A 12635-nucleotide genomic window follows, 5' to 3' on the forward strand; every position below is an offset into this window, starting at 1 on the left:
TGGTAGATGAAAAAATGAATAAGGGTGTATTGTGAAAAAGTGGATGGGCAAGGGAGCCTTATTACTTGCGGGTAGCATGATGTGGACATCGGCTATCGCAAATGACTTTAGTGCCAGCTTTAAGGGAACTGATATTCAAGAGTTCATCAACATTGTTGGTCGAAATCTAGAAAAGACCATTATTGTTGATCCGTCGGTACGGGGAAAAGTGGATGTTCGTAGTTACGATCTTTTAAACGAAGAGCAATATTATCAGTTCTTCCTTAGTGTGTTAGAAGTGTACGGTTATGCTGTTGTTGAAATGGACAATGGCATTTTAAAGGTAATTAAAGATAAAGACGCAAAAACATCGGCGGTTCCTGTTCTTGGTGCAAAAGACAAAATAACCGGAGACGCGGTAATTACGCGTGTTATTGCGGTTCGTAATGTGTCGGTTCGTGAACTTTCTCCTTTATTACGTCAACTTAATGATAATGCAGGCGCGGGTAACGTTGTTCACTATGATCCTGCAAATATCATTATGATTACTGGTCGTGCTGCTGTTGTTAATCGTCTGGCTGAAATTATTGAGCGTGTTGACCAAGCGGGTGATAAAGAAGTTGAAGTGGTTGATTTAAAAAATGCTTCAGCCGCTGAAATGGTGCGAATTGTTGATGCGCTAAATAAGACCACTGACGCTAAAAATACCCCAGCGTTTCTACAACCTAAATTGGTTGCTGATGAGCGTACCAACTCGATCCTTATTTCGGGTGACCCAAAGGTACGTAATCGCCTTAAAAAACTCATTAAGCAACTTGATGTTGAAATGGCGACGAAGGGCAACAACCAAGTTGTCTATTTACGTTACGCCAAAGCAGAAGATTTGGTTGATGTATTAAAAGGGGTTTCTGATAATTTAACCGCAGGTAAAGGTGGCTCCCAAAAAGGAAGTTCAAATAATCGTAGTGACGTAATGATCTCTGCTCATGCCGATACTAATGCCTTAGTGATTACTGCGCCGCCTGATGTAATGCGTGCGGTGAAGGATGTTATTGCGCAGCTAGATATTCGTCGTGCTCAAGTATTGATTGAAGCGCTAATCGTTGAACTTGCTGAAGGTGATGGCATTAATCTTGGTGTGCAATGGGGCAACTTAGAAACCGGTGCGATGATCCAATACAGCAATACGGGTGCATCGATTGGTGCCACCATGGTTGGTTTGGAAGAAGCAAAAGATAAAACGACGACCACTGCTGTTTATGATGACCAAGGTGATTTTGTTCGAAATGAAACCACAACAGAAGAAGGTGATTATACTGCGTTAGCCTCTGCGCTTGGCGGCGTTCAAGGTGCGGCGGTTAGTGTAATGATGGGTGATTGGGCTGCGTTGATTACTGCTGTGTCTACTGATTCAAACTCCAACATTCTGTCTTCGCCAAGTATTACCGTTATGGATAATGGTGAGGCTTCATTCATTGTGGGTGAGGAGGTTCCGGTATTAACGGGGTCAACATCTGGTTCAAATAATGAAAACCCATTCCAAACGGTTGATCGTAAAGAAGTGGGTATCAAACTTAAAGTTGTTCCACAAATCAATGAAGGTGATTCTGTTCGTTTAGATATCGAGCAAGAAGTATCGAACGTATTGGGCGCTAATGGTGCGGTGGATGTACGTTTTGCTAAACGTCAGCTAAACACCTCAGTAATGGTACAAGATGGCCAAATGTTGGTGCTAGGTGGCTTGATTGATGAACGTGCAATGGAAAGCGAATCAAAAGTGCCTTTCTTAGGCGATATTCCAGTATTAGGTTACTTATTTAAATCAACCAGTACTCAGGTCGAGAAGAAAAACCTAATGGTATTTATCAAGCCAACTATTATTCGAGATGGCATGACTGCTGATGGCATTACCCAGCGTAAATATAACTATATTCGCGCAGAGCAGTTGTATAACGCAGAGAAAGGCTTGAAGTTAATGGATGATGCTAATATTCCAATCTTGCCTAAGTTTGGTTCTGATGTGCAGCACCCTGCAGAGATCCAAGCTTTCTTTGATCAGCTTGATGATGAGAATAAGGATAAATAATGGCGGATATGCTATTTCCTGCTCCTGTTGCCGTTTTACGTTTGCCTTTTTCATTTGCAAAAAGACATTCCGTTGTTATTGAAGCAAGTTCTGAAGGGTGGGTTTTGTATTATGCAGTAACCCCCTCGCCAATTGTATTGTGTGAGATCCGCCGAGTATGCAAAGCGAGTTTTTCATTAATTCAATTAACCAAGGATGAGTTCGATACCAAAGTTACTCAAGTCTATCAACGTAACTCATCAGAAGCGCAGCAATTGATGGAAGACATTGGGGCTGATAATGATGATTTCTTCTCATTAGCCGAAGAGTTACCAGACAATGACGATTTACTAGAATCAGAAGATGATGCGCCAATCATTAAATTGATCAACGCCATGTTAGGTGAAGCGATCAAAGAAGGGGCATCAGATATTCATATTGAGACATTTGAGAAAGTTCTGTCGATTCGTTTCCGAGTTGATGGTGTATTACGTGATGTTCTTAGCCCAAGCCGTAAATTAGCGCCATTATTAGTGTCGCGTGTAAAAGTAATGGCGAAGTTAGACATTGCAGAAAAACGTGTTCCTCAAGATGGTCGTATTTCATTACGAATTGGTGGTCGAGCGGTAGACGTTCGTGTATCAACCATGCCGTCTTCTCATGGTGAGCGAGTTGTAATGCGTTTATTAGATAAGAACGCAACACGTCTAGACTTAAACAGCTTAGGAATGGAAGAAAAAAACCATCAAAACTTCCAGCATATTATTAAGCGACCTCACGGTATTATTTTGGTTACTGGTCCTACGGGGTCGGGTAAATCAACGACTTTGTATGCCGGGTTAGGAGAATTAGACAGTACTCAATCAAACATCTTAACGGTTGAAGACCCAATCGAATTTGATATTGATGGGATTGGACAAACACAAGTTAACCCAAAAGTAGACATGACATTTGCTCGTGGGCTACGTGCCATTCTTCGTCAAGATCCAGATGTGGTGATGATAGGTGAAATTCGAGATTTAGAAACCGCAGAAATTGCTGTTCAAGCCTCTCTAACTGGTCACTTAGTTATGTCGACACTTCACACTAATACTGCTGTTGGTGCGATTACTCGTCTTCGTGATATGGGAATCGAACCTTTCTTAATTTCGTCATCTTTATTGGGTGTTCTTGCTCAGCGTCTAGTTCGTACTTTATGTAAGGAATGTAAAACGCCTTATCAAGCTGATGACGAGCAGAAGAAACTCTTTTCTTTATTACCCTCTGATGATTTAGTGCTTTATAAACCAGCGGGTTGTGAGCACTGTAATGGTAAAGGTTATCGCGGCCGTACTGGTATTCATGAATTGCTAGTGGTGAATGAAAAAGTACAAGAATTGATACATAAAGAAGTGGGCGAGCAAGAGATTGAAAAAGAAGTTCGTAAGAGCACTCGTGGTATTCAGCAAGATGGGCTATTAAAAGTTCAACAAGGTATCACTACGCTAGAAGAGGTGATGCGAGTCACTCGGGAAGGGTAAATGGCAGCATTTGAATACAAAGCCCTCGAAAAAAATGGCAAACAGAAAAAAGGCGTAATGGAAGGTGACAATGGTCGCCAAGTTCGTCAACGCCTCAAAGAGCAAGGGCTTATTCCTGTTGAGGTTATTGAAACTAAATCAAAGCAGCAGAAAAACGCCTCTCAAGGTTTAAGCTTTAAGCGTGGCATTAGCGTTAATGATTTATCGTTAATTACGCGCCAGCTAGCCACCTTGGTTCAGGCGGGTATGCCATTAGAAGAGTGCTTGAAAGCTGTCGCAGAACAAGGTGAAAAAGCACACATTCGCAGCATGATGATGGGTGTTCGTTCAAAAGTGATTGAAGGGTATCCATTAGCCGAAAGTTTTGGTGAATATCCTCATGTGTTTGATGATTTGTTTTGCTCAATGGTCGCAGCGGGTGAAAAGTCCGGTCATTTAGATACGGTATTAAATCGGTTAGCGGATTACGCTGAGAATCGCCAGAAGATGCGCAGTAAATTACAGCAAGCGATGATTTATCCAATCATGCTGACGTTGATTGCGATAGCGGTTATCTCCTTTTTGCTTGCTACTGTGGTACCGAAAATTGTCGATCAGTTTGTGCAAATGGGGCAAGGTCTTCCAACCGTGACTGAAATATTATTGGCTGCCAGTAATTTTGTTGTTCACTGGGGGTTGTTGGTTGTTATCGCTGTTGTGGTGTTAATTGTAGGAGTGAAGTGGTTACTTACTAAGCCTCACTTACGTTTAGCGTGGGATAAAAAAATATTACGGCTACCTGTTATTGGTAAAGTGGTTTGTGGCTTAAATACCTCTCGTTTTGCTCGAACATTATCGATCTGTACTTCAAGTGCTATTCCATTACTGGATGGCATGAAAGTCGCCGCAGACGTAATGAGTAATAAGTATTTTAAACAACAAGTATTAGAAGCGGCGGATAATGTTCGTGAAGGGGCAAGTTTGCGAATTTCGCTTGAGCAAACCAAATTATTCCCACCAATGATGCTGCATATGATTGCCAGTGGCGAGCAAAGTGGTGAGTTAGAGCAAATGCTAACACGTTCGGCTGATAACCAAGACCGAGATTTTGAATCATTAGTGAACATGGCATTAGGCATTTTTGAACCCTTGCTTATTGTCTTCATGGCAGGGATTGTACTCTTCATTGTTGTTGCGACCTTGATGCCAATTATCGAATTAAACAATTTGGTTGGGTAGCATTCACTGCTATCTATTTTTCTTTTATTTTATATATGAATTTTTAACGTTAGGAGTTATTCCATGCAAGTCAATTCAGCTCAACGTAAACAAGGCGGCTTTACTCTTTTAGAAGTTATGGTTGTTATCGTTATTCTTGGTGTGTTAGCGAGCTTAGTTGTTCCAAACTTACTGGGTAACAAAGAGAAGGCCGATCAACAAAAAGCGATTACTGATATCGTGGCACTAGAAAACTCATTAGATATGTACAAGCTAGATAACAGTGTGTACCCATCAACAGATCAAGGGTTAGAAGCCTTAGTATCTAAGCCATCAGCAACGCCTGAGCCTCGTAATTACCGTGCTGACGGTTACATTCGTCGTTTACCAAATGATCCATGGGGCAATGAGTACCAGTACTTAAGTCCTGGTGATAACGGCACGATTGATATCTTCTCTTTAGGTGCAGATGGCCAAGAAGGTGGTGAAGGTGCGAATGCAGATATTGGTAACTGGAACATGCAAGACTTTCAATAAGTCATGAGCTTATAGCTAGATAAGAGCAATGATGAAAATAAAACGTGAGGCTGGGTTTACCCTAATCGAAATTATGTTGGTATTGGTGCTGCTGTCGGTGAGTTCGATGGCGGTTATCATGAGTTTGCCTGAAAGTAGCGATGACCAACTTGAAGAGCAAGCCTCACGTTTTTATCAATTAGTACAACTTCTTAATGAAGACGCTTTACTCAACGGGATGGATTACGGCATCTATTTTAATCAAGAGCGACAAGAATATCGCTTTATGACATTGAAATCAGATGGCTGGCAGCCTCTTGAGAAAAGTCGCTTTTTTACCGAAGTGAAGATGGAAGACGACACTCGATTTGAAATGGAACTTGGCGGTTCTGCATGGGCTGATGATGATCGTTTATTTGAACCCGGTTCTTTGTTTGATGAAGAAATGTTCGCGGATGTTGAAGAAAAGAAAAAACCGAAACCTCCTCAAGTGATGGTGTTATCAAGTGGAGAAATGACCCCGTTTATTGTTCGTTTTTTACCGAGTAATGAGCGCGGTAATTTAGATGATAAAACATGGACAATTAACGTAGATGAATCGGGATTGATCACTTTAATTAAGCCTGGAGAAGAAATTGATGAGTAACTCTTCATCAAGTAATCGATCATTAAATAAAGGCATGACTCTGCTTGAGGTTTTGGTTGCTCTGGCTATCTTTGCTACCGCAGCGCTGAGTGTGCTTCGCTCAGTGACGCAGCACATTAATACGTTAAGTTATTTAGAAGAAAAAACATTCGCCTCTATGGTGGTTGATAATCAAATGGCATTAATGATGCTAGATAAACCGCCAACCTCGGTAAAAAAAGGGGAAACAGAATTGGCAGGTCAAACATGGTATTGGACTATTGCCCCAGTAAAGACGACCTCTGATATTTTAAAGTCGGTCGATGTGTCTGTTGCAACAACCAAAGATCAAAAATCATCATTATTAACGGTAAGAACCTATGTTGCGCCGTAATTCAACGTGTAAAAAGTCGCGCGGTTTTACCCTTATTGAAGTGATGGTAGCAATCTCTGTGTTTGCCACGTTAAGCTTTTCAGCCTACCAAGTGGTAAATCAAGTTCAGCGTAGTAATGAACAATCATTGGAAAAAAGCAATCGAATTAAAGCCTTACAACGAAGCTTGGTTTTTTTAGATAATGATTTTCGACAAATAGTTGCTCGCCAATTCAGAATTAATGGGGAAAAGGCCGACGGGAAATTACTTTTGGCCGGTGAGTATTTATTGGATTCAGAATCTCAAGGCATTTTATTTGTGCGTTTAGGGTGGAAAAACCCTCAGCAGGCTTTCCCTCGTGGTGAAATTACTAAAGTGGGTTATCGAGTTGTTGAGAATAAACTTGAACGACTATGGTGGCGCTACCCTGATACTCCGGTAGGTCAGAAACCAGTAGTAACGCCATTAATTGATGGCATTGATGAACTGAAATTTGAATTTTATGATGGCAAGAAATGGCAGAAGAAATGGGAAATAAAAGATCAATTACCAAAAGCTATTAAAATGATTGTGACATTTAAAGATTATGGAGACGTCGAACGAATTTATCTTACCTCTGGCTATAAACTGGATCAAAGTGGTCAGAATGATGATGACACTAAGAGTGGTGGGTAATGACAATACACACTAAAACGCAGAGAAAACAGAAAGGCGTCGCATTAATCGTCGTCTTATTATTGTTGGCTATTATGGCGACAATTGCGGCTCAAATGTCAGAGCGTTTATTTATTCAGTTTCACCGTGCTGAAAACCAAATAAATCATCAGCAAGCTTATTGGTACTCTATTGGTGTTGAAGCGTTAGCAAAAGCTGGAATAGAAGAGGCATACAAAGATGGCGACACCATCAATCTTAGTCAAATGTGGGCAACAGAAGAAACCACTTATCCGCTTGATTATGGTGAAGCACTAGGCAGCGTTAAAGATAAGCAAGCTTGTTTCAATTTAAATGCATTAAGCAATATAGAACCACAGACTGATCCTTCTCAACGTCCATTTTTGGTCAAAGTTTGGATTAATTTATTGGAGTCTGTAGAGGTAGATAATTATTTAGCAGAAGTGATTGCAGACTCCAGTTGGGAGTTTATGGATGAAGACGATATTGTCCGTTCAATGACTGGAGTTGAAGACAGTACTTACCAATCGTTTAAGCCTGCGTATTTAGCTCCGAACGGCTGGATTGCTGATGTTAGTGAATTGAGAGCGATTAATGGCGTGACTGCAGAAGTGTTTAATGCCGTCTCTCCTTTTGTATGTGCAATACCAAGTGCGAATTGGTATTTGAATGTGAATACAATGCAACCAGAGCAGGCAAAAATATTAGTGGCGTTATTTTCACCGAATTTAAGTGATAATGACGCTCAAGAAGTATTAGAGAATCGTCCTTTTGATGGCTGGGCAAGTGTTGATGATTTTTTAGCAGAATCTGCGATTAGCCAAGTTGATGAAAAAACAAAGAAAGAAGCAAAAGCCTATTTATCCGTAGATAGTCAGTTTTTTGAGTTAGATGCTCAAGTATTAGTAGAAGATTCGCGCGTACGTGTGCGTTCTTTATTGCATAGCAGTGATAAAAAAGTGGTGAACGTTATCCGTCGCCAATATGGAGGAATGAATGAGCGAACATCTGATAATAAGGCTGAATAGTCAGTCGTCAGATCCCATTCAATGGATAGTCTGGTCACCAGAAAATAAAGAAGTGATTGCATCAGGAGAGTTAAGCTCTTCTGAAACCTTAGAGTCATTAACTCAATACAGTGCTCAACGCAGTGTATCGGTGCTTTTACCAAGTAGCGATGTTTTATTGCGTGAAGTCTCTATCCCTGAAGGGGCTGCTCGACAGTTTCCTTCTATGCTACCTTTTATTATTGAAGATGATTTAGCGCAAGATGTAGATGACTTACATATTGTGATTTTGAAAAAAGACAGCAAGACAGCTCAAGTTGCGGTTGTTGAACATCAAAAAATGGAAAGATGGATATCTCTACTAGCGGATGCTGGAATTCAGACTAAACGATTTATTCCAGATGTATTGTCATTACCTTCTCATCAAGATGGTGTCGCTATGGTTGAGTTAAATCAACAATGGTTGTTACGTTATGGTGAATATCAAGGTGCTATCGCTGAACCTGAATGGCTATCAATGCTGCTGAATGGCTTAGTGAAACATGCCGTTCAAACCGCCGATGGCATTGTTGTTCAAGAAGATAAGGAAGAAGAACAAGAGGAAAGTGATGAGGTGGATGATGTGCCGTGTTATGCGCTTCATAGTTACTCACCTTGCTTGGTTGAAATTGAAAACACAAAGTATGTTCAAGAAACACCAGAGTTGGTGATGCAACTGCTTGCAGAGGGTGTTTTAACATCGAGAGTAAATCTACTTAGTGGTAAATACCGTCCTCAATCGTCATGGCGAAAGCATTGGCGAATTTGGCAAAAAGTGATTTTAGCGTTTGGTTTGGTCATGGTGGCCTTTGTTGCTCAACACGTTTCAGAAGTACAAAAATTGGAACAACATAGTCTTGCATTGCGTGCTGAAAGCGAACGCATTTTTAGGGATGTGTTCCCAGGAAAACGTAAGATCCCAACCATGAGCTATTTGAAATCCCAAATGAAAAATGAAGAATCACGTTTACAAGGTGGTTCGGATGGAGATGACTTATTAGCGTGGATGTCAGAGTTGACGCCATATTTAATAAAAGTACCTCAAGTGAAGTTGCAGAGTTTAAAATTTGATGGAAAACGCGATGAATTACGCCTACAAGCAAGTGCATCCGATTTCCCATATTTTGAGCAATTAACGTCAGAGTTAAATACCAAGTTTGACGTTGAGCAAGGTCAATTAAATAAAAATCAAGGCCAAGTGTTTGGTGCGATTATTATTAGGAGAAAATAATGAAAGCCTTAATGACCTGGTGGCAAAGTATCTCACCACGTGAACGTGTTTTGGTTGGTGGTGGCAGTATAGCGTTAGTGATTGCTGCATTGTATTGGGGTGGAATTAAGCCGTTAAATGATCGCGCTGAAATTGCTCAAAACCGAATCAATAGTGAGAGAAGTTTATTAACGTGGGTACAAAAGAAAGCCGATGCGATTGTGACATTAAGAGGAGGGGCGTCATCAACCTCTCAAACGGCAATTCGACCAATGAATCAGGTAATACCAAGCAGTACTCGTCAATTTAAGATTGAATTGATCCGTATGCAACCTCGTGGCGAGCAAATGCAAGTATGGGTTAAACCACTTCCATTTAATACGTTGGTAAATTGGTTAGCGTACTTACGAGACTCTCAAGGCATCAATGTTCAGTTTTTAGATTTAAATAAAACCGATACGGAAGGTGTGGTGGAAGTGAACCGTCTGCAATTAAGTCGAGAGGCATCATGAAATTTAAATTATTGATCGCGACGGTATTTTCTACGTTTTTTACTTTTAGTGCCTTATTACACATTCCGATTCAGTGGGTAGTAGAGCAAGCACCAAAAGTAAGAGGTTTATCGTTAACAGGATTATCAGGGACACCTTGGAAGGGACAAGTGGATTCTCTTTCTTGGCAAAGAGTGAACTATGGCCAAGTTCAATGGCAGATTGACCCATTTGCTATTTTAAAAGGGCATGCGGTATTTTCTGTGCGCTTTGGGCGTGGTAGTGAATTGGAATTACGTGGTAAAGGTATTGTTGGTTATAGTGTTTCAATGGGAGCTTACGCTGAGAACATGGTGGTTTCTTTTCCTGTCTCTAATGTGATGAGTCGATTACCAATGGCATTGCCTGTTTCTTTGCAGGGTCAGGCAGAGATCAGTGTTAAGTCTTTTCAACAGGGTCAGCCTTGGTGTAAGCAGGCAAGTGGAGAAGTGGTTTGGTCTGACGGGAAAATTATTTCGCCGTTGGGTAATATTGACCCTAAAACGGCAATAGCAGAAGTGACTTGTGTTGATAACAAAGTTACATTGATTAGCAAACAATCATCAGAAGATGTCGCTAGCCAGTTTAATGTGGTATTGAACTCTAACCGTTCTTATCAAGTGAATGGATGGTTCAAACCTGAGGCAAACTTCCCTTCCAGCTTAAGAAGTCAGCTGAAATGGCTAGGCAAGCCGGATTCAAAAGGGCAATATAAAGTAACTTATTCAGGACGTTTGTAAGGAAATACAATGGCTAAAAAACAATTGCCGACAATTTTAGATAAACGCGTTGAAGCACAATCAAAGTTGTTTTGTATTGAATCGGTAGATTTACGTTTTTCTAATGGGGTTGAACGAACCTACGAAAGAATGAAACCGAGTGGACGTCATGCCGTGATGATGGTTCCTGTGACCGAGCAGGGTGATCTATTATTAGTTCGGGAGTATGCCGTGGGTACAGAAAGCTATGAGTTAGGCTTTCCTAAAGGACTCATTGACCCAGGCGAAACACCATCAGAAGCCGCAAACCGAGAGTTAAAAGAAGAAATTGGATTTGGTGCTGAAACATTAGCACCATTAAAAGAGTTGGTGTTAGCGCCGTCTTATTTCTCAAGTAAGATGACGTTATTTGTCGCTCAAGGTTTATATCCTGAACAACTTGAGGGTGATGAGCCTGAGCCGTTAGATATTGTTCGTTGGCCTTTGGCGCAAGCGTCAGAGCTATTGCATCATCTTGATTTTTCAGAAGCGAGAAGCATTAGTGCGTTATTGCTTGCTCAACAATTTTTAGCAAAGGAGTGATATTGATGGATTCTACACTTTCTCACCTGCTTCCTGAGGTGATCAATATTGCACGAGCGTCTGGCCAGCTTATTCTCGATATTTATGAGAAAGGTGATTTTGAAGAATTTACTAAATCGGATGATACTCCGGTGACTAGTGCAGATTTAGCCGCTCATAAATTAATAATGGAAAAGCTATCTCAACTGACGCCAGATATTCCAATCTTGTCAGAAGAAGATGCGGATATCGCATTAGAGCAGCGTGCTCAGTGGGATCGTTATTGGTTAGTCGACCCATTAGATGGTACGCAAGAATTTATCGCTCGTAGTGGTGATTTTGCGACGATCATTGCGTTAGTGGAAAATAACCGCCCAGTTATGGGTGTTGTTTATGGTCCCGTTTCAGGTGTGACTTATTATGCTTATGAAGGCAAGGGTGCGTGGAAAATTCCAGATATGGATGAAAGTATCCGTATTAGCACTTTAAAGCATGAAGAAGAAAAGCAGCCAATCGCAATTGCTATCAGTCGTCGTCAAAACATTAACAATATTACGCGTTGTATGAGTCCAGAATGGAATTACGATTTAGTTCCTTTAGGTTCTGCGGCATTAAAAGCGTGTCTTGTGGCAGAAGGTGCAGTAGATTGCTATTTACGTTTAGGCCCTACGGGTGAGTGGGATACAGCAGCAACACAATGCATTGTTCAAGAAGCGGGGGGACGTATATTATCAACTGAGCTTGAGCCTCTTTCTTATAACGAAAGAGAGTCTTTAGAGAATCCAAATTTTATCGTATTAGGTGATGAAAATTTACCATGGAATAAAATTCTTACGTGTAAATAATCGATCTAATCTTGATAAATTGATCATTAAGATTGCTATAATTTGAGAACGCTACTCGAAAATATTCCTTTTTCAGAGTACAATCCTTAATCATACTAATTTAGTCGGGTATTACTTGTGTCTTCAATCAATATTACTGAAAGTGCCCAAGAGCATTTTGCAAAACTTCTAGCGCAACAGCCAGAAGGGACAAACATTCGTGTATTCGTGGTTAATCCAGGTACGCAAAACGCAGAGTGTGGCGTATCTTACTGTCCACCAGAAGCAATCGAAGCAAATGACACTGAGCTGAAATTTGAAAAATTATCAGCGTATGTTGATGAGTTAAGCTTACCTTTCCTTGAAGATGCTGACATCGATTATGTTACTGATAAAATGGGTTCTCAATTAACATTGAAAGCGCCAAACGCAAAAATGCGTAAAGTAAACGATGATGCACCTTTGTTTGAGCGTGTTGAATACGCAATTCAAACTCAAGTTAACCCACAGCTTGCTGGCCATGGTGGTCATGTTAGCCTGATGGAAATCACTGAAGCAGGCATTGCGATTGTTCAGTTTGGTGGTGGTTGTAATGGTTGTTCAATGGTAGATGTGACTTTAAAAGAAGGCATCGAAAAAGAACTACTAGTTCAATTTGAAGGTGAGCTGACAGCCGTTAAAGATTTAACCGAGCATGATCGTGGTGAGCACTCTTACTACTAAGAGCCTACTTAAATCAATGCATTAAAAAGGTGAGTGTGTACTCACCTTTTTTGTCTCTGCTATTTAGATAA

Annotated in this window: 14 protein-coding genes; all 14 read left to right on the forward strand. The window is 40.8% G+C overall.

Annotated features, from left to right (window positions below; genetic code table 11):
* The first annotated feature begins 31 nt into the window (after positions 1–31).
* The 14 genes from gspD to nfuA all read left to right on the forward strand — a co-directional run bounded on the left by gspD (position 32) and on the right by nfuA (position 12564).
* Positions 32–2065: a type II secretion system secretin GspD gene (gspD, locus tag BTO22_RS19615; protein ID WP_181044706.1), complete on the forward strand. Its 2034-nt coding sequence runs from the start codon at positions 32–34 to the stop codon at positions 2063–2065.
* Positions 2065–3564 (forward strand): type II secretion system ATPase GspE, encoded by a 1500-nt coding sequence (gspE, locus tag BTO22_RS19620; RefSeq protein ID WP_105056941.1) that lies wholly within the window; start codon positions 2065–2067, stop codon positions 3562–3564. The genes gspD and gspE overlap by 1 nt, the downstream gene beginning before the upstream one ends.
* Entirely contained in the window at positions 3565–4782 is a 1218-nt protein-coding gene (gene gspF, locus BTO22_RS19625; protein WP_105056942.1) for a type II secretion system inner membrane protein GspF, read from the forward strand. It begins immediately after the preceding gene.
* 63 nt (positions 4783–4845) lie between these two features.
* The gene (gene gspG, locus BTO22_RS19630) at positions 4846–5298 is read left to right on the forward strand and encodes a type II secretion system major pseudopilin GspG (protein WP_045103155.1); all 453 of its coding nucleotides are present in this window, start codon (positions 4846–4848) and stop codon (positions 5296–5298) included.
* Positions 5299–5329: 31 nt separating this feature from the next.
* Positions 5330–5923: a type II secretion system minor pseudopilin GspH gene (gene gspH / locus BTO22_RS19635; RefSeq protein WP_105056943.1), complete on the forward strand. Its 594-nt coding sequence runs from the start codon at positions 5330–5332 to the stop codon at positions 5921–5923.
* Positions 5916–6296, forward strand: a complete 381-nt coding sequence (gene gspI / locus BTO22_RS19640; RefSeq protein ID WP_105056944.1) for a type II secretion system minor pseudopilin GspI — start codon at positions 5916–5918, stop codon at positions 6294–6296. The genes gspH and gspI overlap by 8 nt, the downstream gene beginning before the upstream one ends.
* Positions 6283–6951, forward strand: a complete 669-nt coding sequence (gspJ, locus tag BTO22_RS19645) for a type II secretion system minor pseudopilin GspJ (protein WP_105056945.1) — start codon at positions 6283–6285, stop codon at positions 6949–6951. The genes gspI and gspJ overlap by 14 nt, the downstream gene beginning before the upstream one ends.
* Positions 6951–7979 carry a type II secretion system minor pseudopilin GspK gene (gene gspK, locus BTO22_RS19650; protein ID WP_105056946.1) on the forward strand — a complete coding sequence of 343 codons (1029 nt, stop codon included), beginning with the start codon at positions 6951–6953 and terminating at the stop codon, positions 7977–7979. The genes gspJ and gspK overlap by 1 nt, the downstream gene beginning before the upstream one ends.
* Positions 7948–9228, forward strand: a complete 1281-nt coding sequence (gene gspL, locus BTO22_RS19655; protein ID WP_105056947.1) for a type II secretion system protein GspL — start codon at positions 7948–7950, stop codon at positions 9226–9228. Before gspK ends, gspL begins: the two co-directional genes overlap by 32 nt.
* Positions 9228–9719 (forward strand): type II secretion system protein M, encoded by a 492-nt coding sequence (locus tag BTO22_RS19660; RefSeq protein WP_105056948.1) that lies wholly within the window; start codon positions 9228–9230, stop codon positions 9717–9719. Before gspL ends, BTO22_RS19660 begins: the two co-directional genes overlap by 1 nt.
* Positions 9716–10477, forward strand: coding sequence for a type II secretion system protein N (locus tag BTO22_RS19665; RefSeq protein WP_105056949.1), 762 nt, complete (start codon positions 9716–9718; stop codon positions 10475–10477). Before BTO22_RS19660 ends, BTO22_RS19665 begins: the two co-directional genes overlap by 4 nt.
* Positions 10478–10486: 9 nt before the next feature.
* Positions 10487–11038, forward strand: a complete 552-nt coding sequence (nudE, locus tag BTO22_RS19670; protein WP_105056950.1) for an ADP compounds hydrolase NudE — start codon at positions 10487–10489, stop codon at positions 11036–11038.
* Between the two features lie 5 nt (positions 11039–11043).
* A complete protein-coding gene (cysQ, locus tag BTO22_RS19675) occupies positions 11044–11862 on the forward strand; it encodes a 3'(2'),5'-bisphosphate nucleotidase CysQ (protein WP_105056951.1) in 819 nt (272 codons plus the stop codon).
* Positions 11863–11979: 117 nt separating this feature from the next.
* Positions 11980–12564: a Fe-S biogenesis protein NfuA gene (gene nfuA, locus BTO22_RS19680; RefSeq protein WP_045103146.1), complete on the forward strand. Its 585-nt coding sequence runs from the start codon at positions 11980–11982 to the stop codon at positions 12562–12564.
* Positions 12565–12635 lie beyond the last annotated feature (71 nt).

Source organism: Aliivibrio sifiae (assembly GCF_002954705.1).
Classification (GTDB): domain Bacteria; phylum Pseudomonadota; class Gammaproteobacteria; order Enterobacterales; family Vibrionaceae; genus Aliivibrio; species Aliivibrio sifiae_A.

Bases quoted from the DNA above. Each gene is read 5' to 3' on its own strand.
- gspE (WP_105056941.1), top strand. From the start codon at position 2,065: ATGGCGGATATGCTATTTCCTGCTCCTGTTGCCGTTTTACGTTTGCCT.
- gspF (WP_105056942.1), top strand. From the start codon at position 3,565: ATGGCAGCATTTGAATACAAAGCCCTCGAAAAAAATGGCAAACAGAAA.
- gspG (WP_045103155.1), top strand. From the start codon at position 4,846: ATGCAAGTCAATTCAGCTCAACGTAAACAAGGCGGCTTTACTCTTTTA.
- gspH (WP_105056943.1), top strand. From the start codon at position 5,330: ATGAAAATAAAACGTGAGGCTGGGTTTACCCTAATCGAAATTATGTTG.
- gspI (WP_105056944.1), top strand. From the start codon at position 5,916: ATGAGTAACTCTTCATCAAGTAATCGATCATTAAATAAAGGCATGACT.
- gspJ (WP_105056945.1), top strand. From the start codon at position 6,283: ATGTTGCGCCGTAATTCAACGTGTAAAAAGTCGCGCGGTTTTACCCTT.
- gspK (WP_105056946.1), top strand. From the start codon at position 6,951: ATGACAATACACACTAAAACGCAGAGAAAACAGAAAGGCGTCGCATTA.
- gspL (WP_105056947.1), top strand. From the start codon at position 7,948: ATGAGCGAACATCTGATAATAAGGCTGAATAGTCAGTCGTCAGATCCC.
- BTO22_RS19660 (WP_105056948.1), top strand. From the start codon at position 9,228: ATGAAAGCCTTAATGACCTGGTGGCAAAGTATCTCACCACGTGAACGT.
- BTO22_RS19665 (WP_105056949.1), top strand. From the start codon at position 9,716: ATGAAATTTAAATTATTGATCGCGACGGTATTTTCTACGTTTTTTACT.
- nudE (WP_105056950.1), top strand. From the start codon at position 10,487: ATGGCTAAAAAACAATTGCCGACAATTTTAGATAAACGCGTTGAAGCA.
- cysQ (WP_105056951.1), top strand. From the start codon at position 11,044: ATGGATTCTACACTTTCTCACCTGCTTCCTGAGGTGATCAATATTGCA.